Source organism: Mucilaginibacter tolerans, from assembly GCF_030519375.1.
In the GTDB taxonomy this organism is placed as follows: Bacteria; Bacteroidota; Bacteroidia; order Sphingobacteriales; family Sphingobacteriaceae; genus Mucilaginibacter.
The window spans coordinates 506,725-532,017 of sequence record NZ_JAUMKB010000001.1 but is presented as its reverse complement, the minus strand read 5'-3'; the positions used below and the strand labels follow the sequence as shown (position 1 = coordinate 532,017).

General features: G+C 42.3%; 21 protein-coding genes. 10 read left to right on the top strand and 11 right to left on the bottom strand.

Annotated elements, in window-relative coordinates:
- Positions 1 to 38 precede the first annotated feature (38 nt).
- The 4 genes from Q3A68_RS02575 to msrA all read right to left on the bottom strand — a co-directional run bounded on the left by Q3A68_RS02575 (position 39) and on the right by msrA (position 4,961).
- Entirely contained in the window at positions 39 to 800 is a 762-nt protein-coding gene (locus tag Q3A68_RS02575; RefSeq protein ID WP_302899449.1) for a class I SAM-dependent methyltransferase, read from the bottom strand.
- Between the two features lie 50 nt (positions 801 to 850).
- The gene (locus Q3A68_RS02570; RefSeq protein ID WP_302899448.1) at positions 851 to 1,717 is read right to left on the bottom strand and encodes an aldose 1-epimerase family protein; all 867 of its coding nucleotides are present in this window, start codon (positions 1,715 to 1,717) and stop codon (positions 851 to 853) included.
- 143 nt (positions 1,718 to 1,860) lie between these two features.
- The gene (locus Q3A68_RS02565; RefSeq protein WP_302899447.1) at positions 1,861 to 4,305 is read right to left on the bottom strand and encodes a bifunctional YncE family protein/alkaline phosphatase family protein; all 2,445 of its coding nucleotides are present in this window, start codon (positions 4,303 to 4,305) and stop codon (positions 1,861 to 1,863) included.
- 107 nt (positions 4,306 to 4,412) lie between these two features.
- Positions 4,413 to 4,961, bottom strand: a complete 549-nt coding sequence (gene msrA / locus Q3A68_RS02560; RefSeq protein ID WP_302899446.1) for a peptide-methionine (S)-S-oxide reductase MsrA — start codon at positions 4,959 to 4,961, stop codon at positions 4,413 to 4,415.
- Positions 4,962 to 5,090: 129 nt separating this feature from the next.
- Here msrA and galB point away from each other — a divergent pair, with 129 nt between their 5' ends.
- Both galB and Q3A68_RS02550 read left to right on the top strand, forming a co-directional pair.
- The gene (gene galB, locus Q3A68_RS02555) at positions 5,091 to 7,523 is read left to right on the top strand and encodes a beta-galactosidase GalB (RefSeq protein ID WP_302899445.1); all 2,433 of its coding nucleotides are present in this window, start codon (positions 5,091 to 5,093) and stop codon (positions 7,521 to 7,523) included.
- 447 nt (positions 7,524 to 7,970) lie between these two features.
- The gene (locus tag Q3A68_RS02550) at positions 7,971 to 10,349 is read left to right on the top strand and encodes an ABC transporter permease (RefSeq protein WP_302899444.1); all 2,379 of its coding nucleotides are present in this window, start codon (positions 7,971 to 7,973) and stop codon (positions 10,347 to 10,349) included.
- Positions 10,350 to 10,354: 5 nt separating this feature from the next.
- Here the strand turns inward: Q3A68_RS02550 and Q3A68_RS02545 are convergent, their stop codons facing one another.
- The 6 genes from Q3A68_RS02545 to Q3A68_RS02520 form a co-directional block, all read right to left on the bottom strand.
- A complete protein-coding gene (locus Q3A68_RS02545) occupies positions 10,355 to 11,317 on the bottom strand; it encodes a Gfo/Idh/MocA family protein (protein ID WP_302899443.1) in 963 nt (320 codons plus the stop codon).
- A 77-nt stretch (positions 11,318 to 11,394) separates the two neighbouring features.
- Positions 11,395 to 12,483 carry a hypothetical protein gene (locus Q3A68_RS02540; RefSeq protein WP_302899442.1) on the bottom strand — a complete coding sequence of 363 codons (1,089 nt, stop codon included), beginning with the start codon at positions 12,481 to 12,483 and terminating at the stop codon, positions 11,395 to 11,397.
- 30 nt (positions 12,484 to 12,513) lie between these two features.
- Positions 12,514 to 13,581: a hypothetical protein gene (locus tag Q3A68_RS02535; RefSeq protein WP_302899441.1), complete on the bottom strand. Its 1,068-nt coding sequence runs from the start codon at positions 13,579 to 13,581 to the stop codon at positions 12,514 to 12,516.
- A gap of 262 nt (positions 13,582 to 13,843) precedes the next feature.
- A complete protein-coding gene (locus Q3A68_RS02530) occupies positions 13,844 to 14,728 on the bottom strand; it encodes a class I SAM-dependent methyltransferase (protein ID WP_302899440.1) in 885 nt (294 codons plus the stop codon).
- Positions 14,729 to 14,830: 102 nt separating this feature from the next.
- Positions 14,831 to 15,583, bottom strand: a complete 753-nt coding sequence (locus tag Q3A68_RS02525) for an ABC transporter ATP-binding protein (RefSeq protein WP_302899439.1) — start codon at positions 15,581 to 15,583, stop codon at positions 14,831 to 14,833.
- Positions 15,580 to 16,311 (bottom strand): MlaE family ABC transporter permease, encoded by a 732-nt coding sequence (locus tag Q3A68_RS02520; RefSeq protein WP_302899437.1) that lies wholly within the window; start codon positions 16,309 to 16,311, stop codon positions 15,580 to 15,582. Before Q3A68_RS02520 ends, Q3A68_RS02525 begins: the two co-directional genes overlap by 4 nt.
- A gap of 194 nt (positions 16,312 to 16,505) precedes the next feature.
- On the opposite strand from Q3A68_RS02520, the gene Q3A68_RS02515 reads away from it, so the two are divergent.
- The gene (locus tag Q3A68_RS02515) at positions 16,506 to 17,066 is read left to right on the top strand and encodes a hypothetical protein (protein ID WP_302899436.1); all 561 of its coding nucleotides are present in this window, start codon (positions 16,506 to 16,508) and stop codon (positions 17,064 to 17,066) included.
- On the opposite strand, the gene Q3A68_RS02510 is transcribed toward Q3A68_RS02515, so the two are convergent.
- Positions 17,063 to 18,070 (bottom strand): hypothetical protein, encoded by a 1,008-nt coding sequence (locus Q3A68_RS02510; protein ID WP_302899435.1) that lies wholly within the window; start codon positions 18,068 to 18,070, stop codon positions 17,063 to 17,065. The two genes, Q3A68_RS02515 and Q3A68_RS02510, sit on opposite strands and share 4 nt — an antisense overlap.
- Positions 18,071 to 18,207: 137 nt before the next feature.
- Between Q3A68_RS02510 and Q3A68_RS02505 the strand changes: the two genes are divergently transcribed.
- The 7 genes from Q3A68_RS02505 (at position 18,208) to Q3A68_RS02475 (ending at position 25,293) form a co-directional block, all read left to right on the top strand.
- On the top strand, positions 18,208 to 18,813 hold the full coding sequence (locus Q3A68_RS02505) for a hypothetical protein (RefSeq protein WP_302899434.1): 606 nt from the start codon (positions 18,208 to 18,210) through the stop codon (positions 18,811 to 18,813).
- Positions 18,814 to 19,317: 504 nt separating this feature from the next.
- Positions 19,318 to 20,022: an SDR family NAD(P)-dependent oxidoreductase gene (locus Q3A68_RS02500; RefSeq protein WP_302899433.1), complete on the top strand. Its 705-nt coding sequence runs from the start codon at positions 19,318 to 19,320 to the stop codon at positions 20,020 to 20,022.
- Between the two features lie 23 nt (positions 20,023 to 20,045).
- A complete protein-coding gene (locus Q3A68_RS02495) occupies positions 20,046 to 20,669 on the top strand; it encodes a PspC domain-containing protein (RefSeq protein WP_302899432.1) in 624 nt (207 codons plus the stop codon).
- Between the two features lie 17 nt (positions 20,670 to 20,686).
- Positions 20,687 to 21,676, top strand: coding sequence for a toast rack family protein (locus tag Q3A68_RS02490; RefSeq protein ID WP_302899431.1), 990 nt, complete (start codon positions 20,687 to 20,689; stop codon positions 21,674 to 21,676).
- A gap of 110 nt (positions 21,677 to 21,786) precedes the next feature.
- Entirely contained in the window at positions 21,787 to 22,392 is a 606-nt protein-coding gene (locus tag Q3A68_RS02485; protein WP_302899430.1) for an RDD family protein, read from the top strand.
- Between the two features lie 214 nt (positions 22,393 to 22,606).
- On the top strand, positions 22,607 to 23,956 hold the full coding sequence (locus Q3A68_RS02480) for a WD40/YVTN/BNR-like repeat-containing protein (protein WP_302899429.1): 1,350 nt from the start codon (positions 22,607 to 22,609) through the stop codon (positions 23,954 to 23,956).
- Entirely contained in the window at positions 23,953 to 25,293 is a 1,341-nt protein-coding gene (locus tag Q3A68_RS02475) for a WD40/YVTN/BNR-like repeat-containing protein (RefSeq protein ID WP_302899428.1), read from the top strand. The genes Q3A68_RS02480 and Q3A68_RS02475 overlap by 4 nt, the downstream gene beginning before the upstream one ends.

The following is a 25,293-nucleotide window of genomic DNA, read 5'->3' as shown; positions in this document are numbered from 1 at the left end:
GTAGAGATGCAATGCATGCGTCTCTACGTTTACTCCAATTACAATCTCCCCAGATAAACCTCTGTATCATACCTGAACATTACCGTTCCATTGGTTTGATACTGATCGAAGATTGCCTTTAACTGAATGCTGAATAAGTGTCCTTCTGGTGTATCTTCAGCTGGGACGTAAGAAGATGAAAAAGCACGCCCGGCCAATTGCTCAAAATTAAATACCTGGTAATTAGAAAACTTAACCAGTTTGTATTTGCCGCCATGATAGAAGCCAACAAAATCTGCTTCGGCCAGGTTTTGATGGTTTACACGCTCATAATCGCCGCTTTGCTGTTTGAGCAATAATTCATAGGCTATTGCAAAATCGTCCGCATCAATACAGCGGTTATTCCATATCAGCGCTACATGCCCGTATGGAGCCAGGATGCGCTTAAATTCAGCCTTAGTTTCGGAATTGTTAAACCAGTGAAACGCCTGCGCACAAACGATCAGATTAGCGCTTTTATCGGGTAAGGAAGTATTCTCAGCAGTGCCATTTATCGAATGAAATCCATGCAATGTATGCAAATATTTTTCAGCTTCATGGCGCATTGACCCGTTCGGCTCAACCGCATAAACTGTATATCCCCGGTCGAGTAATAGTTTAGTAAAAATGCCTGTTCCTGAACCGACATCAGCAATAGCTGATTCTAGCCTCAGGTGGCATTCGTGCTGCAAATAATCCAATACCTTGTCAGGATAACTCGGCCTGTACTTGGCATAATTAGCTACGCGGTTGCTAAAGCGTCCAGTTGAATCATGCACCATAAGTCATTATTTAAAATCTAAAAATTCAGCCAGCCGTCTGGCTCCGCTCGTCAAATACTGATATAAAACGAAGCCTCAAAAACGTGGCCGTATTTAAGATGCTGAATAGCCTCTTTCTTGCTGATGTCGACGTGCTTACCTTCTGAATCAGCACAGCCCAGCCAAGGTTCTATACATAGAAAATCGGCACCCGGTTTGGCCCATATCCCGAGGTAATTAAAATGAGGAAATTCCACCGCTAACGACTGATCATGTTTCGTGCTTTTTATTGCGACCTCACGCGAGTTTAAATGCTTAAAAACCCAGGCATCCTGCTTAAACATATCCCGCGTAAGCTGTATTTTGCGCTTATCGAGTGTCACCGGTTGGGTTTTGCCTGTGTAATAACCCTTGTCTGATAATAAATGTTTTTCCAGCTTGTCGTCAGCATCAAACTCAAGGTAATAATCTTCATAGCTTTCGCCTTTATTGAAAGGAACGTTAAACGCCGGGTGCCCACCTACTGAGAAATAAATAGTTTCCCGTTCGTGATTGATCACTTTGTAAGTAACACGCAAAGCATTTTCGATCAGGTCATACGTTATCTGAAAATCGAATTTATAGGGATAAACTTCCAGCGTGTGCTCCGAATAAGGTAGTGAAAACCTTGCCGATGTTTCACTCGACTCGATCAGCAATAGCTCTGATTGCCTGTTGAACCCATGACGCTCCATCTTGTAAGCCTTGCCATTCACCAGCAGCTCATTATCAATCAACCCGCCTACAACAGGGAATAGATTTGGCGCGTGCCATGGCCATATAAGTGGATCAGCCTGCCATAGATGCTCAACGTCTGCAGCTTTGTTATATATCGAGGTTAGCTCACCTCCTTTGTTACGGATACTTACTCTGAGGAAATCGTTTTCAATAGTAATCATAGGTATTGGTTAAATGGTCTTTAGCGTAATACAAAGTTCTGTATTTTTTCTAACACCACGATCAAAACTCTAACCAATAAATTGGGAAATTGTTAGCCGGTGACCAAAGAGATCAGAGATCGCTTAAAAATAAAGGGTGACGATTAATCATCGTCATCTTTCTTCTTCTTTTCCAATATCACAAATGCACTGCGTTTTGGTGCCGGCATTACAGAATTTTCGCCTTTTGCCGATTTCCAGATCACTTCGTTCAAGTCAAGATCAGGCACTTTGTCCTCCTTCGCCAGGTTAAAGAACTGCGAGCGGCGGCTGCTTTCATTATCGGCTACATTGCGTTGTTCCAGGTCAACTTCGGCAGGCTTCGCAGTGTATGGGGTCAGGTCAGGTTTGTTGGAGAAACATTCATACAAAGGTTTTGCAGCCGCATCATACTGGCTCATCGGCGGCAGACCTAGGATCAACTCAATGGTGCGCAATATGCCAGAGGTAGAATACATTTCGTGTACCACAGCATGACGCTTTACATAACCGCCTATAACAAATGCAGGTGAGCGGTGTGCGTCGATATGATCGGGGCCATTTTGGGCGTCGTCTTCTAAAATAAATACAACGGATTCTTTCCAAATCGGACTTTTTGAGAGGTGTTCAATCAGCATACCTACTGCCAAGTCATTGTCGCCCACAGCAGCAGTGGGTGATATAGCGCCCTTATGCTGCCCACTGGTATGATCGTTCGAAATACGTATAGTATTCAATTGGGGAACTTTGTTGATAGCCAATAGTGAATCAAAGTCGTGCGCCCATATTTCTTCGCGTTTAACATCCTTGATATCCAGGTCGAAGCTTGGCGATTTCTGACAGTAATGGCCCTCTAAAACTTTGATGTTCGGTTTATAATCATCCGCAAACTCTCCATAAGTGCGATAGCTTACGCCTGCTCGCTTGCAATAGTCCCATATGTATCCATCACGGGGGTCACCTGCGCGGCGGGTACCTTCTGAGTCGTAGTCACCACCACGACCGCCATAGCTGGTTGGCCAGGTTTTCTCAATAAAATCGGTAGCGTAAGCAGCAGTACTCCAGTTATGGCCGTCGGCACTCACTTCTGCGTCAACATAAAAATTATCCAGCAAAACAAAGTTGTTTGCAATTGCATGTTCATTAGGTGTAACGTGTTTGCCAAAGATGCATAACGAAGTATCGCCGTTACCTTGTGGCATATCGCCCAAGACCTGGTCGTAGGTGCGGTTCTCTTTGATGATATAAAAAACGTGCTTAATCGGCGACTTTTCGCCGGGTTTACGCGGAATTGGGTTGCCTGCTAGACCATCGGCCAGGGCCGTCTTCCTGGTATTGAAAGGTGTGTTGGCATACACTTGTTTGGTGTATGTTTTTAGTTGTGCTTCCTGAGGCGTTTTTATAAACGATAAAGTCCCTTTAAATAGGCCGCCGATGTATTGTTCTTTAGTATTTTTCGCACCCGACTGATAGCCGCTGTTGTCAGTCTTTTTTATAGGTTGCGGGCCTTGCGGGTTGGCCATTGATGTAAAGCCTTTTCCATTGCTAACCAGTATTTTATTACCTAATGTTTTTACGTTGGTTGGATACCATCCTACCGGAATAAAACCCAAACTATGACTGTTCCCGGGTTTCGAAACATCAAATACAGCCAGACAATTGTTATCCGCATTTGCAATATATAGTGTTTTTTCATCGGGCGATAAAGCCAGCCCGTTGGTGGTGGATCCGGTTAAGTGCGTAGGATAAAGCGAGGTAGAGAAAGTCTCAACCGTCTTTTCTGTAGTTGTATTGATCACCGAAACCGAGTTGTCGTTCGCGTTAGCAACAAATAAGTAAGTACCTTTTTTGGTCAATAACAATTCGTTAGGGTGATTGCCGGTTTTGATGGTTTTGGTAAAGTTTCCGGTTACAGTACTGTATACCACTACTTTTTCACCACCCCAAATTGAAATATAAAGACTTTTGTTATCCGGAGAAAGGATACAGCTATAAGCTTCGGCAGGTAGTTTAACGCGCTTTAATAACTCGCGTGTTTTCAGGTCGAATACATATAATGCACTGTCTTCTTTGGTAACGGTGTATAAACGTGTATCATTTTTATTTATAGCAATTCCGGTAGGGCAAACCTTATTTTTTGGCCATGATGCCGGGGCTAATTTGATGGTGTCGGCTTTGCCTATCTTATTATTCTCTATATGATAACCTAATATCCGGTTGTCATTACCTCCGGATGCATATAACATTTTTTCATCATGACTAAACGCCAGCCCATACCACGATTTGCTGATCACCTTCTCATCCAGCAGTTGCTCATTCTTAGGGTCAATCAGTTGTACCGATTGTGTGCTTTGTCCGTTGTTGGTTACCGCCAGTAATCTTCCTGATGCGGAGAGTTGTATATTAAGTGGCAAGTCGCCCAAAGGCAAACTGGTGCCTGCCGGGCTTAATTTCCAGCCATTTGGTAATAGCACCTGTCCGGTTTTTTCAATTTTGCCGGGATGTTGGGCCCAGGTAGGGATAGCATAAAGAAGAAAAATAATAATGCCGGTAGTAAGTTTTTGTTTCATGGTATTGCGTGATGATCAGATCAAAATTACGGATTGATCTGATTCAATTTTAACATTAACAAAAACTTAATGTACCAGCATTAAAGTTCTGTATCTTATAATTTACTTTATTGCAATAATTCCGGCCTGATCTTGTCGGTAAACTCTTTTGCAAACTTGTTCAGCTTAGGCTGGATCACAAAAGCACAATACGACTTGTTTGGATTATCGTTGTAATAATTCTGGTGATAATCCTCGGCCTTGTAGAATTCTGATGCAGGAGTTATTTCAGTTACGATTGGATTATCAAAAACTTTCTCGTCAGCAAGCCTTTTGATCATGGCTTCAGCCGTTTGTTTCTGCTCATCGGTATAGTAAAATATAGCCGAACGGTATTGTGTGCCAATATCATTACCCTGGCGGTTAAGCGTGGTTGGGTTATGGGTTTTGAAAAATACGAGTAACAACTCATCAAATGATATTTCGTCACTATCATATTCTAAATGTATCACTTCAGCATGGCCAGTATCACCATTGCAAATTTCCATGTAAGTAGGATTTGCAGTGTGTCCGCCCATGTATCCTGATGTTACTGATTTTACGCCTTTCAATGTCTGGAATATGGCTTCTGTACACCAGAAGCAACCGTTTCCAAATGTTATTTTCTGTATGTTCATGTAATGCTAATATCCAATATAATGCCGATTCAATTTACCTGTCAGAAAGGCATACAAATAATTTGTTCTGATGAAATAATTTGTAATTTAGTGTCAGGTATACATTTATTATAAATCTCAAAAACCGACATGCTTTCACTCAAAACATTGTTCCGCGCACTTAGTGTGCCTTTGCTATTACTGTTTATATTTTTTAGCCAGAAAAGTTTCGGCCAATCACCACGTTCGAAGATGGATTTTGATAAAGGCTGGCGCTTTCATTTAGGCGATTTAAAAGGAGCAGAAAAAACTGATCTGAATGATGCCGCCTGGCGGGGACTCGATCTGCCGCACGATTGGAGCATTGAAGGGAAGTTCAGCAAAGATAATCCCGCTACTCCAGAAGGTGGTGCTTTACCCGGCGGTATAGGCTGGTACCGTAAATCGTTTACCATTCCTGCATCCTCAAAAGATAAAAAAGTCTATATCGATTTTGATGGCGTTTATCAGAAAAGCACCGTTTGGATCAATGACCACGAACTGGGCTTCCGTCCGAACGGTTATATCTCCTTTCGTTATGATCTGACGCCCTATCTGAAATTTGGAGGTAATAACATCATAGCCGTAAAAGTAGATAACTCTGTTCAACCGAACTCCCGCTGGTATTCAGGCTCGGGAATTTACCGGAATGTTTGGCTGGTGACCACAAATAAAGTTGCCGTTGATCACTGGGGAACGTTTGTGACTACCCCCGAAGTAAGTGATAAATCGGCAGTAATTCATGTGCAAACTCATGTGAAAAATGCGACGGAAAATCCAACTAAGGTAATACTGGCGACTACCATTTATAACCCATCAGGAAAAGCAGTTCTTACCCTGAATTCTGCAGAGGCCGACGTGACTAAATCAAATTATATAGCCCAGGAAATAAAGATTGATAATCCGGTTTTGTGGTCTATTGAACATCCGGCTCTTTACAAAGTGGTTACCAAGGTGATGGTGGGTAAAGCTGTGGTAGACGAATACTCTACCCCATTCGGTATCCGTTACTTTAATTTTGATGTGGATAAAGGCTTTTCACTCAACGGCAGGCAAATGAAGATATTGGGGGTATGTGACCACCATGACCTAGGTAGCCTGGGTGCAGCGGTCAATTACCGCGCTCTTGAGCGCCAGTTGCAGATGCTGAAGGATATGGGTTGTAATGGTATCCGTACCTCGCATAACCCCCCGGCTCCCGAACTACTGGACCTGGCCGATAAAATGGGGTTTGTGGTGATGGATGAAGCTTTTGATTGCTGGGAGCGGGGAAAGGAGAAATATGATTATCACCTGTTTTTTAAAGACTGGCATAAACGAGATTTGGAGGACCAGATATTGCGCGACCGCAACCATCCGAGCGTGATGATCTGGAGCATTGGGAACGAAATCCCTCAACAGAGCGATACGAGCGCGTTACGTGTAGCGCCCGAGCTGACAGCCATCGTACACAGTCTTGATAAGACACGCCCGATTACCACGGCAAACAATAATCCTGATACCACCAACAAAATTATCAAATCAGGAGCCCTGGATCTGATTGGCTATAATTACAACGAATCTCACTATGCCCAATTTCATAGCAGATATCCAGGGAAAAAATTCATAGCGTCTGAAACAACGTCTGGCCTGGAAACCCGCGGCCACTACGATATGCCTTCGGATAGTATTCGTCGCTGGCCAACAGCGAGGGACTATAAGACTAATGCGAAGATGAATGCGGATCATACTGTTTCGGCTTATGATAATGTATCACCGCCATGGGGCTCAACCCACGAAGAAACCTGGCGTGTGATGAAAAAATATGATTTTCTTTCTGGCATGTTCATTTGGACAGGTTGGGATTACCTGGGTGAGCCTACACCATATAGCTGGCCAGCGCGCAGCTCGTATTTTGGTATTATTGACCTGGCAGGTTTTCCGAAAGATGTGTACTATATGTACCAAAGCGAGTGGACTAACAAAACGGTGTTACACTTATTACCTCACTGGAATTGGGAACAAGGCAAAACTGTTGACGTATGGGCCTATTATAACCATGCAGATGAAGTGGAATTGTTCCTGAACGGCAAATCATTAGGCACTAAAAAGAAAGAGAGTGATGACCTGCACGTAATGTGGCGCGTAAAATATGAACCAGGGACACTCAAGGCGGTTTCGCGTAAGGATGGAAAAGTAGTACTCACCCGCGAGATACATACCGCAGGGGCACCTGCCAAAATACAACTCATTGCCGACCGCAAGTTGATTAAAGCTGATGGTAAAGACTTGTCGTTTATCACCGTCAAAATACTGGATAAGGACGGCAACGTGGTACCAACCGCAGATAACCTGGTGGATTTTAAGATCAGTGGAAATGGTTTTATTGCAGGAGTCGATAATGGCTTAGAAACCGATCACGATTCGTTTAAAGCTAGCTACCGTCATGCATTTAATGGGCTAGCATTGGCCATAGTTCAAACCAGACAAAAAGCAGGCGGTATTACTTTTACGGCTTCATCAAAAGGTTTGCAGGGTGCAACGGTAATGTTGGAGGCAAAATAAAGTTCCGAGAGACTTACGAAGTTTTAAAAACTTCGTAAGTCTTAATTGTCATTTTTAAATAGATAAATAAATCACCTGTCTATGACATCATCCTTTAATATTTAAAATAGTTCGGAAAAGGGATTAATTATAATACATGAGCCCGAATGTTTTGAGTTTTATTTGCAACCCAATGATGAGGTGACAATTGCCTTTAATTCCAGTTTGGACAGTGTCTTATTGCGGCATAGCATCGATGACAACAAAATAGTCGTAAGTATAATTGATGACAAAAGCTCATATCGTGTGATTCACCATGGCGTTGATATTTTTGAAAATATATGGACTAGTCGGATAGGCTAAATTTAAATAAAGGTATAATCAATACACAGCCACGAGTTTCATTTCAAATAAACATCCGGTATCTTCCCTCAAAACTTTTATCTTGTGAGAAGAAATTGCTGCAGTATGCTTAAACATTATTTTAAAACTAGCTTCCGCTATTTCCTTAGCCATAAAATCTTTTCTTTTATCAATATAATCGGTTTGGCAACCGGGATAAGCGTATGCTTTTTTGCCCTGTTTTATGTTCAATTCGAATTGAGCAGGGATAGCTATAACCGGAAAGCGGATAATATCTATCGTCTTGTAACCGATATAAAGACATCCTCAGGCACCAATTACGAAAGCACGTCTACCCCAATGGGCCCGGCAATTAAAGCGGTTTACCCCGGAGTTAAGGATATGGCCCGTGTTTTTATGGACGATATGATCCTTCAAAGCAATCCCAATAATGCCACGAAGGAGGAGGTAGCTTATGCCGATTCTTCTGTATTTAAAATATTTACCTGGCCGTTGCTGCGGGGTAATATCGGGCACATATTTGATGCTCCCTGCAAAGTGGTGCTTTCCGAAACTGCTGCAAAAAAATATTTCGGCAATAGCGACCCCATTGGGCAAACTATGATGATAAATGGGCAGACCAAAGCTGTTGTGACCGGAATAATGAAAGATATTCCTTACAACTCGCATCTGCGTGTCGACATTATTTTTTCGATAACAACTTTGGTTGATGACGAATGGAGCCGTAACTGGACGCGCTTCGGATTTTATACTTATTTGTTGTTGCAACCCGGTCAGTCTGGAGCTGATCTGCAGGCAAAGTTTCCTGCTTTTGTAAAAGCCAATTTCAATCAAAGCGAATTTAAATACCAACTGGCGCTTGAACCATTAAAGAAGGTTTATTTATACGGTAAACCACGCGGGCACCGCACCGGCACTTCCGAAAGTGGTAGCATTACCAATATTTACATTATATCTATCATAGCCGTATTGGTGTTGTTTATTGCTTGCTTCAATTTCATAAATCTCACTACTGCATTGTCTCTGCAAAGGGCTAAAGAAATAGGAGTTCGTAAAGTGTTCGGCGCATCAAATTACCAATTGGTGCTGCAATTTTTTATGGATGCGATCATGCTGGGTCTTATCGCTTTTATCATCGCTTTGCTATTTGCCATGTTGTTGTTGCCATTGTTTAATCAATTGGTTGGTACGGTGGTAGCAGATAGCATCTTCCGGAATATTCAAAATATTTTATCGCTTTTCCTGATCTCGATAATTGTGGGCATTTTATCGGGGACGTACCCTGCCTTATTCCTGTCAGGGTTTAAACCGATCAGTAGCCTGAAAGGGAAAACGGGTTCATCCGGCACCGGACTTATTTTACGACGTTCGTTGGTGGTGGTACAGTTCTCTATTTCGATATTTCTGATCATCGCAACTGCCGTTGTTTATATGCAACTCAACTTTATGCAGAACCAGCAACTGGGTTTTCAAAAGGAACACAAACTGGTAGTTGACTATCAATTCGACAGCCGCATAAATCAGCGCATAGACAGGGTGAAACAACAATTGATGCGTATTCCCGGGGTTAGCAAGGTTAGCTTCTCATCTTCCATTCCGGGCACACCGAATAATCAGTTTAATACGGTCATTGAAAATAGCAAAGGCGGAAATCAGCAGCAAAAATCGGATGTTTATTTTATCGATAACAATTTCTTGAAACAGTTTAAGATCAATGTTATAGCCGGACGGGCTTTCTCTCAAAATTTAGTTGCCGACTCCATGAAGTCTATGCTGATTAACGAAGCCATGTTAAAAAGTCTGGGCTTTATCAATCCAAATGATGCCATCGGCAAGCGCTTTACCCAACTCAACCACCACGGAACAATAGTGGGTGTTGTAAAAGATTTTCATAACCATTCTTTTTTAGAAAAAGTACAGCCGCTGACCTTAAGAGTTGATGCTAGTCACCTAACCAATATAACTATTGATATTACTTCCACTAATGTCAGTGCTACGGTAGCCAAGCTGGAATCGGAATGGAAAAATTTGGCGCCTTCGCTGCCATTCATTTATTTTTTTGCGGATGATGCTTACAACCATCAGTACATTGCTCAACAACGGTTTGGCAGCCTTTTTATTTGCTTTGCAATTATCGCTATTATGATATCCTGTCTTGGATTGCTAGGATTATCAGCCTTTAACACTGCACAACGCAAGAAGGAAATCGGCATACGAAAAGTATTAGGTGCATCAGCAGGCAGCATAACCGCCATGCTATCCAAAGATTTTGTCAGGCTGATAGTAATTGCATTACTGGTAGCCTCGCCGATATCTTGGTGGGCTATGTATAGCTGGTTACAAGAATTTGCATATCGCATAAATATACCGGTATGGGTATTCCTTCTCTCGGGAGCTTCTGCCCTATTTATTGCATTGTTCACAGTTAGCTTTCAGTCGGTAAAGGCAGCAATGGCAAATCCAATTAATAGTATAAAGGAATAGCGAGATTATTCTCCCTTAAACCTCAACCCAATCTGCATCCTCGCTTGTTCCAGCATAGCGATCATTTGCCGGGATAATTCATGAGTAATAATAGGACTCTCAGTTTGCCTATTGCGTATCAATTCGCAGAAATGTTCTATCTCATAATTAAGTCCGCCGTCAGTGAAGGGCTCATCCAGTTCAACAACCCGTCCGTCTAAATATTCTATAGCAGCTTTGGCGGGATTCCACCAGTTTTTGTGAATGGTAACGTGGCCCAATTGGCCAACGATCAATGCATCACCCTTGCCATGCATATCGAAGCCACAGTACAACTGGGCAAATCCCTGGTCGTGCTGTGTCTGGAAGATGGAGAACATATCGACCTGCTGGCCGCTAAAACGCCCCATTGCTTGCAAGCCGGTCATCGGGCCGAGCCAGTCCAATGCCAGGAAAGCTTCATAAGGCGCTATCTGCATAATACCACCGCCGATGAGGTCATAATTATAATTCGGATGTTCAGGCGGGCAATCCATTACCGCTGAGCCTGCACGGACGTAACCTATTGTTCCGATCGGGTCTTTTTGTAAATATTCTTTGAGCTTCTGATACAATGGATAGAATGGCGGCTTCATCCCTTCCATAAATAGCAAGCCTTTTTGTTTGGCTAATTCCAGCACCGGTTCTAGTTGAGCAAGATTTACGGTGGCAGGCTTTTCACACAAAACATGTTTGCCCGCATTTAAGGCAGCGATGCTATATTCTGCATGACTATCGGGAAGCGTTGCGATATAAACCGCATCGATATCGCTTGAAAGCAGATCGGCTAAACTGGTACAGACTATACCGCCATATTGATTTACGAACTGTTCAACACTCCCGGCCCGCCTTGACCAGGCTGCAGTTAACTCAGCACCATCAACAGCCCTGACACCCTGCACAAACCTGTGACTGATGCGCCCACAACCGATAATGCCGAATTTGATCATTGTTTATAGACCACGGTCGATGGTCAATAGTCCATGGTGTGTTGCTATGTTCCATGGACTTTCGACTATGGACACAACTATTGATATTGTATATAAATAGGAGCCGGCTTGTATTTTAACACCTCCTGCGGTGTAAGCATGTGGTGCGGCGCCTTTTTCAAGTCGTTTTTATAAAACAGCTTAAAGCCAGTAAACTGTACTGGTTCGTTATGGATAAAGAAATGATAGGAGTCATTTTTAAGGCTTGGTTCGCCCCATCCATCCATATCCATCACTACCTGTACTTCTTTGTGTAGTTTGATGTTTTGGTAGTTCGTCACCATCTTTTTAGTAAAACGGTGAACGATCAGGATTTTTGGCGGGAGGTTATGCTTCTTAACCAAATCGGCCAAATAGCCTGAAACATAATTTATATCGTCCGCATCATAAGTGCCTATCTTTTTACCCGGATGAGAACCATCTTTCATAGAAAACTCAGGGTCCATACCAAAATGCACCTGTGGCAGGCTTAGGAATCTTTCGAGCTCAGGCAGTTCAGTACGTATACTTCCTAAACCCACTTGCACATCCAGGAATACTATTGCATTTGCTTTTTTAGCCAGTGCTATTACCGTATCAATGCGGTTAAAAGGCATGCGGGTTCTGTATTTTCCAGCTTTACCCGGAACCCCGCTCGCTACAACACAGATGTAATGCAGGGCAGGCTGTACAGGTGTGGTTGGATCAGCTTTTTCCCAGTTCTTTACTTCACCTTTTAATTTGGCTAGCATTTCATTAGGCGGAAGCTCACCCAAAATGCCCATGCCCTTTGAGGAAAGGTTGCCATAAAATGCAACAACCCGTTTATAGGGCAAAATAGCACCTGGTAAAGGGTAGGGAGCACTCTTAACCGGCCATTTCCCGGTGCTGTCGCTATTCGCTAATTTTTTCATCAGCGCATCATACTGCGCGTGATCTATAGGCGGATAAGTAACGGGAGTGGTGCTGGTTACGACGGTATCGCCAGACTTTTTAGCAGGCTCTACTTTTTTACTTTCTGCGGCTGCTTTCTTTTCTGGCGACTTTGTAGTCACCTTGGTAGTGCTGCTGTTCTGACTACAGGCAGTAGCTAATACGGCCACTGCACCTGCAATCAAAATGTTTTTGCTGATGTTTTTATAATTCATAGGTGTTTTCCGCTAATCTGCTATCTTAAATTATTGATATTGGATATAGATCGGATAAGGTTTGTTCTTCAACACCTCTTGTGGGGTAAGCATGTGGTGAGGAGGTTTTTTGATATCGTTTTTGTAGAATAATTTGAACCCCGCAAACTGTACCGGTTGGTTATGAATAAAGTAACGCCAGGTTCCTTCTTTCAGGTCAGGTTCGCCCCATCCGTCCATATCCATTACTAACTGTACTTCAGGATGCAGTTTGATGTTTTTATAGTTGGTCACCATTTTTTCGGTAAAACGGTGTACAATTAAAATTTTTGGAGGCAGGTTGTATTTCCTTACCAGTTTGGCCAGGTAGTCTGATACATAATTAATATCAGCAGCATCATAAGTACCTATCTTTTTGCCAGGATGAGTAACACCGTCTTTCATAGAAAACTCAGGATCCATACCAAAATGAACCTGCGGCATAGCCAGATATTTCTCAAGCAATGGCAGCTCGGCATGAATGTTACTCAACGCCACTTGTACATCAAGGAACACAATAGAACCTGATTTTTTTGCAAGAGACAATACCGTATCGATCTGCTTAAACGGCATACGGTAGCGGTATTTTCCATCTTTACCCGGATCGCCCTGAGCAACTACAGCAATATAATGCAAAGCGGGTTGAACCGGTGTAGTCGGATCAGCTTTTTCCCAGTTCTTTACTTCACCTTTCAATTTGGCCAGCATTTCTTTTGGCGGTATCTCACCCAGAATTCCCATACGTTTTGCATATAAGTTGCCATAAAACGCCACGACTCTTTTGTAAGGCAATATAGCACCGGGCAGTGGGTAAGGTGCATTTTTTACCGGCCATTTACCGGTTGTATCACCATGGGCCAGTTTCTTCATCAGCGAATCATACTGCGCATGATCAATTGGCGGGTATGAAACCGGTGCTGCAACAGCAACAGTAGTATCACCAGATTTTTTTGGCGTTGTATCCGTTTTGGCGGTGGGTTTGCTTTTATCGGTTTTGGCGCTGCCGTTTTGGCTGCAATTGGTAAAAAGTGCTAATGAAGCAAGTACAAAGGCAGATAGAGCGATCTTTTTTATATTCATTTTATTTATTTTCATGGTATCCAGAGCCGTGCAAAATAGCATCATTTCTGATAGCATTATGTTTAAAATTATCAACAGTTAAACATCCGTTTTTCAAAACATGCTCAAAGCCAGCCGGATAGGCATGCGTGTGTTCAAAAATTGATTTGTCTTTCACGGCTTTGTCGTCAAAAATAATAATATCGGCAAATATTCCCGGTTTTATCAGTCCGTGGTCTTTGATTTGGAGCTTTGCCCAAAAGAAGGTCGGGTAATAATAAAACTACTTTGTTTTACAAAACTTCCCAAACACACCCAATGGAAGTTTTATTCCTGATGTGGCCTGCAGGTAGAGCTCGCCGGTTTCCAGGTTTTGTACTTTCGGATAGGAGCTTCTGATGAGGTTTTCGATGATGACAGAGGAAAAGCCAAGCGAATAAGCATTCAGGATCAGGAAATGCTCCTGCGAATCAAGGAGCTGTACCACATCCTGCATCATCTCGTTGATCTGATCTTCCAGCTTCCATTTTTCACCATTGGGTCCATGGCCGTAAGCAGGAGGGTCTAAAATAATGCCGTTATACTTTTTGCCGCGTTTTACTTCGCGTTTTACAAACTTCAAGGCATCTTCCACCACCCAGCGAATGTTTGTTAAGCCGGATAGTTCCTGGTTTTCATTGGCCCAGTTTACCACCTGTTTAATGGAATCAACGTGCGTCGTATCTGCACCCGCCGCCTGCGCAGCTAATGAAGCGCCACCAGTGTAGGCAAATAAGTTAAGCACCTTGGGTTGAGGTGTTTTAAATTTTTTGATGATCTCCGATGAATAATCCCAATTAACCGCCTGCTCGGGGAATATGCCAACATGTTTGAACGATGTGAGCGCCAGGCGGAATTTTATGGCGATCTCCGGGTTTTTATACTCGATGTGCCAGCGGTCGGGAATATTGTTGTTCTTTTTTAGCCAATCACCAGAAGTAGCCGAACGACCCTTGAATTTGATATGGTGCAGCTTCTGCCATTCCGACTGTGGAAGTTGCTTGCTCCATACAGCCTGCGGCTCAGGACGAATAAGGATGACATTGCCAAAACGTTCCAGCTTTTCAAAATCACCGCAATCAATCAGCTCATAATCTTTCCAGTGCGTAGGTGTGAGAAGTTGGATCATTTTTTTTTTAAAGTTCGAAGTCTTAAGTTGTTAGTCTAAAGTCGCTAACTGAATAAAATCGGTCGCAAATATAAACATTACTTAAGACTCAAGACTTAGGACTTATAACTTCTCACGCGCCGCTTTCATAAATTTGCTGGCGAATACAAAGTCGTTCAATTCTTTGTTGTCGGTATGAGCAATCTCGTGATTGGTGCCTTCCCACCATTTTTGACCATTATACAGGAATATGATGTGGTCGCCTATACCCATTACCGAATTCATATCGTGCGTAACAACCACGGTTGTAATGCAATACTCCTCGGTTAGTTCGGCAATAAGTTCGTCGATCAGGATGGAGGTCAGCGGGTCGAGGCCTGAGTTGGGTTCATCCACAAATAAATATTTAGGCTGCATGGAAATGGCGCGGGCTATTCCTACACGCTTTTTCATGCCGCCTGACAGCTCAGAAGGGAAGAGCTTATTTTTTCCCTCGAGATTTACGCGCTTTAAACAGAAATTAGCCCGATCCAGTTTCTCTTCTTTACTTTGATCGGTAAACAGATTGAGCGGAAACATAATATTCTCCTCAACAGTCATCGAGTCAAACAAGGCAGAGTTTTGAAACAGCATGCCAATCTCTTTACGAATATGCACTCTCTCGCTAAAATGCATATCGGTAAAGTTATGACCATCATATAATACATTACCTTCGGTAGGCTCATGCAGCCCTACAATGCATTTAAGCAGCGTGGTTTTGCCTGAACCTGACCCACCAATGATCAAATTGTTTTTCCCTGGTTTAAAGTTGGCTGTGATTCCCTGCAGTACCTTGTTTTCACCAAAGGTTTTATGAATGTTCTGTACTTCGATCATAGCAATACTTTGGAGATAATCAGGTCGGCAAAAAGGATCATGATACAGCTGTATACTACGCCGCGGGTAGCAGCCTGCCCTACTTCAAGCGCCCCACCTGAGGTATAAAAGCCCTGGTAAGCGCATATGGAGGTAATGATAAAGCCAAAAGCCAGCGATTTAACAGCGCACACTGTAACAATGACTGTATTAAAACCATCAGTCAGGCCGGAAAGATAATCGGCAGTAGATACGGTGTTAGATACCGCACAAGCCAGATATCCACCGCCAAGACCCAGCAACACCGACACGATAACCAACAGAGGTACCATAGAAACACCTGAAATGATTTTAGGTGATACTATGTAACCGGGTGTATTTACCCCCATGATTTCCAGTGCATCAATTTGTTCGGTAACGCGCATGGTGCCTATTTGAGAGGCAATGCTCGAACCTATGCGTCCGGCAAGCACCAGAGCAGATATGGTAGGACTAAATTCCAATATCGTCGAGTCGCGGGTAATGCCGCCGACTACCGAGCGCGGGACAAGATCGCTCACTAACTGGAAGGCGGTTTGTATGGTGGCCACCGCACCAATAAACACAGAAATGATAACAATAATGCCCAATGAGCCGATCCCCTGCGAGACCATTTCGCGCATTACTTCGGCCCAGTAGACTTTGAATTTCTCTGGTTTTCTGAAACTTAACCACAAAAGGAGTATATATCTTCCTAAGCTATGAAACATTAAAAATCTACTAAAGCGGTTAAAAATACATTTTTTCCGCTTTGGTTAGGCATTATTCAATTTTGTATAATACTAAAAATGCAGGTGGAATGTTTCAGAAGGCTTTTTTATTAAGCTATCATTGTATCAATTTTATAATTAATGGCGTAAGGAAATAATGAGTGTGGTATCGATCATTCATCTAAACCCATCTTATGAAATTAAAATTACTTCTCATTGCATTAGTACTTTTCAGTGCTTACGCTTTCTCACAAACAAAAAACAATATCTCCGTAGTTTATGGTTTTAATGCTAACTCTGTGGATATACATGGTGCAATAGGTGATTATGGCTATAATAATAAAACCGAGCAATCCTATGGCTTAAGCTACACCCGCACGCTTACCAAAATATTTTCATTAGAGGCAGGTTTAATGTACTCCACAAATAAAGTACAATTAACGACCATAGGACCTAGTGGCGGAATATATAATGGGGAAGTGCATATGCTGTCTGTACCTCTGTTAGCTAAATGGAATTTCCTAAAATATTTGTATGGACAATCCGGGATAGTTATTGATCACGAGACCAATTACACAACTGGTGGAATTCTGAATAATCAATCAGGCATGGGAGTCGAAATAGGAATTGGTGGAATATACAATTTCAGCTCTGTTTCAATTTTTGCTAATCCATATTTAACCAATCACCGGTTTTATGGCAGAAACAACCTCATGGAAGCCGGTATGAGGTTTGGTTTGGGATATAATTTTTAGTTAGCAGCAATGTAAGCCTTCTTAGCCTCCTCATCCAGGGATAATGGAAACTGCCTGTCCCAGTTAATCGACCTTAATTGATAGCTGGAGCCACGCATTGCTGTGTTATGTACCAATGATGAGCCTTCGTATTGTTTGATGCGTAGTGCCTGGGAAAAATTGCTGCGATCGGTAAATACATACATCGCTTCTTCATAATACAGCTTGTCGTTATAGCGCAGTGTGATCAGGTATCTGCCGCTTTGGCTCCTGCGGTTAAATTCCGGTAGCTTAAACAAATAAGTACTCTGGCTATTTAATGCGCCGATAGTAACGCTATTCGTATTTCCAACGAAACATCTGCAATCCATCAGGTCGTCGTAATTGGTGATCTTCACTGATAAATTGTAAATGGGCTTAGCATCACGGCTAACCAATACGCCCGAAAGCACCCTGCCGCCGGTACCAACAAAGCGAAACAAGGGAACATCATTAGGCTCATTCGATGGTTCCCTGATAGTATTAACAGGCATATTTCTTTTATTAACAGCTAAATTATTTTTAACTGCATTAACAGGTTCTGAACGTTTTTCAGGTTTCCTGGTTGCCGGGATGCGTTTCTTAGGCTCAACTTTTTTAACTGCTACTGGGCGATTTTGTACCTCGTCGTTTGTAGCCAAAATTTGTTTCTGGGCCTCTTTTTCAATAGCAGTATCTCTTCTGACAGCGACACTCGGTGCAGGTTGGGCATCGGCAATTTTTGAAATATTAAAACTCAAATTCGCATTGGTTACCTGTAGTTGACGTTTATCTTTTTCAAGCTGGGCGATCTCATATTGAGACTGAAAAGAGGTAACAGCCAGGTTGAGGATGGAAACAATTGTTACCGCAAAAATGATTTTGGTAACCAATACTGCTTCTTTTCTTATCGCTTCGTTTTTGGTGCGCCAGTCTTTCTTTAACAGGATTATTGCTATAACAGCAGTAGCAATAGCGCCAATTATTTGTAATAACAGTATTAACATAGCAGGCAGATAGATGTTATTTAAACAACCCATTTAACCCTTGTTTTGTTTGATTGTGGCGCCAAAAAGTTGCACCACAAGTGGCTGCACACTTGCGAATGAATATTTATTATATACTTTTATTGGCCATAACATATATGCAGGATTTACCTTTTGATATAAACAATGTTGATGCCGATGAGGTTCAAGCCTTGGAGGCTACCTACCGGTTACTTAAAGAAATGTTTAAAGTATCAGTAAGCGAAGACAGTACTTTTAATGTCAGAGATTTTGATGTTTTTACACATGTTGACCCTGACAATATTGGTGGAACACTTTTGATAAATCATCCGGAAAGTGGTTGTTACCTTATTTTTTTAAAGGTTAATGATCTTGATGCTGTTAAGAGTCGTTTCAAATTCCAGGTATGGGCATCGGCTACTTTAAGAAATAATTTTGGACGTCTTACGGTAACACATGAAAAGATGCCAGATAAAATAGCGAATCCGGGCAATCCAGCGGAAGTGTATTTTAAAGATGATCCCGCCTTTAATAAAAAGTTTAATGTTATAGCCGCAAACAAATCACAAGCTCAGCGCTCAATGACCAAGGCATTCAGGAATGTAATAATGGAAACCGGCAAAACTAATTGGGAGATGGAGATAGTCAACAGCTCAATGGTTATTGGCGGCGTATGTCCTCTCGATCCGAAGCAGACAGTCTACCTCGCGGAAATAGCAGGCAAGTTTTCAAGGGTAAAATAGATTTTATTTTGAGGTCTTATTCAGGACTTCGCAGCTTGGTAGAGCGAATTAATCAAAGCCTGAATAATACTTTATGTCTTGATTAATCAAACAGTTTTTTACCTCTGATAATCAAAGTTGCAATGATCAACACCAGCGGTGTTATACATACAACGATTCCGATTAATGTCTGTGAGTTCATGACAAATTAGTTTAAGGTTAAACAATATTATAATATCATGTGCAATAAGTGTTCCTGTTTCAAAAAAAGCCTTTTTTGTGCTAAAAACAAGGTGTCTCCCTGGAATTAACAGGCAAAAAATACATGATTCGTGGAGTATATTCTACAAAAGAGATTTTATGCTTATTTACCGGAGCAAATTACATTCAACCTCGTTTACCGCCAATTTTCCCCTGTTTACCGAGAATTTGTTTGTACTTCCCAAAAACCATAATAACTTGTCCTGAGAACAGAAGTAGATTTGTATCAACAACAGCAGGATAAAACCGAAACTAAAACACAATATGAAAAATGCAGTAATAACCGGAGCAACGAAGGGCATGGGACGATCAATCGCCATAGCCTTTGCGAAAGAAGGTGTAAACCTGGCTGTTTGTTCACGTAATGAAAGTGAGCTGACCCAATTTAAACAGGAGCTTCTGGCAGTCAATCCACAGATCAAGGTATTTACACAAGTAGCCGATGGCAGTGTGAAAGATCAACTGCTAAAGTTTGCCGGTGCTGCCGAACAGGAATTGGGTTTTATCGGCATCATTGTAAACAACCTGGGTATGTTTGACCCCGTGAGCATACTGGATGAAAGCGATGCCGCATTTGAAAAACAGCTGAATACCAACCTGATGCCGGCGTATCATCTGTACCGTTATTTTGGTAAAAGCATGATCGCTGCCCGCCAGGGACACATCTTTACTATCTGCTCAGTTGCAGCGCTTGATCCTATTGCAGCCGCAGGTACCTACAGTGTAACAAAAGCTGCGCTGTTGGGTCTCAGTAAAGTGATGCGATTGGAGATGATGCCTCATAATGTGAAGGTTACGGCAGTTATTCCCGGCTCAACATTAACCAACTCGTGGGAAGGTACCACGATACCTAAAGATCAATTTGTATTACCAGAAGATATTGCGTCGGCCATTGTAAATGTTTACAAAATGAGTCCGGGCGCAAATGTAGACGAACTAATAATTAAACCCGTTGGGGGACAAATATGAAAACAGATTTAAACGTAAATAAAATGGACAGGAAACTATATCGCGACGAATACCACAGAAAGATTGCTGGTGTTTGTGCCGGCCTTGCCGAATATTTCAATATAGATGTAGCCATAGTACGAGTGATATTCGTGCTGGCGCTTATATTTCACGGAGGCGGCCTTTTAATATATATCATATTCTGGATCGTGCTGCCTAAAAAGCCACTTTTCATCAATCCAAATGTCGATTACAGGGTGCCACCCCAGAACCCGGCTGATAGTGAAAATCAATTTGGCGGAAATCCTTACACCAATACGTCATTCACTAATCAGCCGTATCAAAATCAACCGTTTCAAAGTCAGCCGTTCCCGGTGCAGCCACGCAACAGCACATCATTGGTAGCTATTGTGTTTGGTGTGATACTGATCATCATCGGCGGATCTATCCTCTTAGATGATTTTAATATTATACCCGACTGGGATTTTGAAAGACTTTGGCCTGTCATTCTTATCGTGGTGGGGTGTGCCATCATGATATCAGGCGAACGCAAGAAACCCTGGGAGCAGGCGGACTGGAACAGTAAAACAAGTACAAGTGAAGAGAAACCGGCAGAAGATACTTCCTCTGAAGCAAACCCACCGGCCGATAACACACCTACGGTATAACCTTAAAACTTAAGATCATGAGAAACGATAAACTGATACCAGGCATGATCCTGGTGATGATCGGCGCTATATTTCTGCTGCATAATTTTGGGTACATCCATTTCCACTGGTATAACCTGATCCACCTTTGGCCCATATTCTTAGTGATTGGTGGTGTAAACCTGGTGCTTGCGAATCACCGTTCAGCCTGGGCAACAATTCTTAAAATTTCGGTTGTAGTAGCAGGATTTCTTTTGCTGGTATTCGGGAATTTTGACAATAGGTTTAACGGACGCTGGTGGCAACATCATACTTATTACCACAATGATAATTCTGATGATAACGATGACAGTGATGACGATGACAACGGTGGGAAGCTCGTTAAAACACATGGCAACAGCACCTTTAACGCGCCTTACGATCAGGCTATAAAAGTTGCCCAGCTTAATATTGCCGGTGGAGCTACCAGCTATGTGTTGAATGATACCACAAACCAGCTATTCAACGCTGTTACCCAGGAAACTGTCGGTCAGTACGATTTGAACCATCATATGGAAGACTCAGTATACGTAGTTGATTTCAAATTAAGAGATGGTAAAAATGGATTTAACTTTAATAGTGACGATGATAACAACGGAAATAAAGTTGACATGAGATTGAACCCTAACCCGATATGGAACATGAAGCTGGATGCTGGTGCAACCGATGTAAACTTCGACCTTTCAAAATTTAAAGTGAAGAGCATTAAGTTAAACGGAGGGGCAGGTTCATTTGCCATAAAGCTAGGTCAGCCGCTTTCTACTACTGATATCAATATTTCAACGGGTGCAGCAAGTGTTAAATTCACTATCCCGAAAGATGCTGCATGCCGTATCACCAAATCCTCGGCATTCTCCTCAGACGATTTTGAAGGATTTACCAAAAAGAATGATGGCGATTACGAAACACCAGGGTTTGATGCAGCAAAAAATAAATTTTATATCCACTTCAGCGGCGCCATGTCGGGCTTTGAAGTGAAAAGATACTAACTGACTTTGTCAATTTGAAAGTTGTAATGTTGAAAGGTTATACCCGGAGACATTACAATTTTTTGTTTTATACGTAACATAGAGACCTTGAGACATTCTAACCAATGATCATGGCAAACGAATACTTCCTCGTAATCAAAGGCAGGCCCGAAGGCCCTTTTAGTATCGAACAACTGAAGGGTATGATCGTTAAGCCTTCCGACTTCCTGAAAACTGCCGACATGGTGGATTACAAGGAAGCGCATGAAATTGCCGAATTGCGGGAGCTGTTCCATTTCAGCCAGAGATCAGTAGCCCCACAATACTTTGCCGGGCTTGATCAGCGCTGGATGGCTTCTGCTTTGGATTGGTTCTTTGTAGGGGGCGGGTTTATTGTTCTTGCTTTTCTGGCTGCATATATTATTGAGGATAAATCAGCCAGGCTGATCATTGCTTTGAGTATCCTCGCACTTGTGCCGGTTACTAAAATCATTTATCATATAGTGATGGAATGTTCACCAAAACAGGCGACCTATGGTAAGCAGATTCTCAAAATAAAAGTTTGCGACCTGGAAGGCAGAAGGATAAGCATAGGAAGATCAATCAGCAGAAACCTGTTTAAAATATTTTCACTGATCACTGTCATAGGTTATCTGCTTAGTTTTTTTAACAAAAAGCAACAGTGCCTGCACGATATAATGGCGGAGACACTGGTGATGAAAGATCGATTGTTGTAGGTTGAAAGATTGTAAGGTTGATCGATATGGTCTGAGATTATAATTGTCAGGTTGAAGTGTAAATAACTTTATAACTTTTCAAATAATGTAAGGTCAGAAGACATAATCCAGCCTGTTTTCATATAGGTATTATCCGGGCTTAATCAACTGCGCCTTTTTTGGTGACAGGAACAGTTTCTAAATAAAAAACTGTAAATTAGGTCCGCTAAACCATATGACATTAAAAAATAGACTTCAAATCTTATTGCTGTTATCTCTAAGCTTAGCCGGTTGTAAAAAAAGTGAGCAAACTAAGCCAATTCAGATAGAGCCTGTAACAGTTCATTCCGGAGCTAAAAGCATTGAAATTGTTAGCGGCAATAACCAGTATGGTTATTCGCGCAGGCCATTACCGGATACTATTGTGTTCAAGGTAACCATGAATAATCCGGTGGATACCGCGGCGGCGGCATTAAACTATTATATTGGACCAAATTGCTCGACATATCAGTTCCTTGTTGTAGGAAGAACTAACGTTAATGGCGTCATTTATTTAAAGGCGATATGGACTCCTTCTACTACCGCTACAACAGCATCACTGACATTTTATACCCACGCAGGCTGCAGCATTGATGAGATCAATCATGGAGCATGCAAAACCCTCGATTCGGTAAAACTAAGTGCAACAATCAGAAAGCAATGGACAAGCGTTTATACCGGAAACCAGGGGGGGCTTAATGTACTGTATGATCTGCATTTTACGGATGCTAACCATGGCATAGCGATCGGTGAAGGTTCTGGACTTGTCAGTACAGCAAATGGAGGGAAAACCTGGGCACAGGGGCCGGCCCCCAGATCAGATAATGATATGCAGTTGCTTGCATTTTCCGGACCTGATACCGGCTTAATGGTACTGGTTAACAATTACGTTTGGTTCACTTATGATGGAGGGAAGACCTATGCACAAGAAAACTGGACTCCGCCGTTTGTCGGTGACCGGAGCTCTGCTGCTTATGATATGTTAAGCAGGAAGGTTATTTATACTGTTGGTTGGCACGGACAAATCGCAAAAACAACCGATGGCGGACTTACCTGGGCACAGGAAGGATTTAGTTTTCTGAATAATTTCCATGATCTCATTTCGATTGGTAATGACACTCTTTATGCCTGTGGGGATGTCGGAAAGATTGTAAAAACAACTAACGCGGGTACAACCTGGCATGAGCAGCCGCTTCAGCTCAATAATACTTTAAACGCTTTATTTTTTATCACCAACAATTTTGGTTTTGCCGGCGGCCAGTATGGTACTTTGGTGCGAACTACAGATGGTAGCAACTGGTCGGTAGTAAAAACCAACTTAGGGTTCTCCATTATCGCGATCAGGTTCTTTGATGCATTGCACGGATACATCGTGACCAGCGGAGGTGAGATCGCAGAAAGTAAAGATGGCGGTTTGACATGGACCATGCGCTGCACTGACAATTACGGTGTAGGCAGTTTGAATAAAGCGGTAATCAAAGACGAAACAACCATTTATGGCCTGCAACAAGCATCTATTTACACTTTTGATTTAACTCAACCATGACCATATCCAATTTTAGAAAAACCTGTTTTCTGCTGATATTATCAATAAGTATACTGGCAGGTTGCAAAAAAGGGAATAACCCCGTTCCTTATTCGGCATACAAGGGTAAGCTGTCGCTGATCAGTGGAAATTCGCAAAGCGGTATTTATGGTCAGGACCTCGCCGATTCGATCATCATTAAGATTACACCACCAAAGGGTAAATCGGTTACAAAATATGCAGTAAAATTCAGTATGGTCCAGGGCAATGGCTTAATTGAAAATTATAGTGGCGATTACCCGGCATACAATCTGATAGACCCGCAAAAAGGTCTTGGTAAAATACAATGGCGTTTAGGATGTGATAACCCTAGTCAAAAAGTAAAAGTATACCTGTATGTCGATAGTTTGCTTAATTTAGGAACAGGCAATGCCGTCGCTCCTGATGATTCACTCACCATTGTTGCTTCCGGGACGAAACCAACAGGGTGGGGAAGATCTTGCGGATGTGGATTGCCTTCATATAACCTCAAAATGGCCACTTTTGATAAAAAGACATTGTATATGGCCAACAATGGTCTGTATTCATCGACAGATGGCGGCATTAACTGGTATAAAGTACCAGGCGCTCCATATGGGTCAACCGTTGTGGATGTGCAATTTAATAGTAAAGGCTGGATGTATATACTTACCGCCAATAACGGGGTTTATTACACACAGGATCAAAAAAGCTGGATAGCGATTAACAACGGTATTCTTGATATGCGCACACCCACCATGTTCCTGGTTACGGACGACCTGCTCATGGTTAGCTTCTACTTTGACGGCCCTTACCTGACGAAGGATAATGGCGGTTTCTGGCAAAAGTTGCTGGTGGGCTATAGCTCTCAACGCTTTTACCTGGCCAAACAGCATCCAAACGGTGACTTATATCTTTTTAACGATTGGACTAACTTGCTTACATCAAGAGACACAGGCAAAACCTGGCAGCTAATCCCAACGTCGTGGCAGGCTGTAAACTATGCAGCTTATGATCTGGAAATAGCGCCTGAAGGTACCGTTTATATAGGGTCGGACAACGCGACAATAGCCAACTTTTTACCGCAAACTAACCAGTGGGCATACCAAAGTTATTATCAGTACAATGCATCTACTCAGGCCGTAAATAATATCCAGTTTTATAATAATAAAGTTTATTTCTTGGTCAATACAAGTCCCAACGCTGGTATTTACAATGGAACAGTCAATAGCTATACAAAAATTAATACCGGCTTTGCCGGCAGAATTAGCTACTATTTTATAAAACCGGACGGCACATTTCTATTGGGTAGCGATGAAGGATTCTATTACCACAATTAA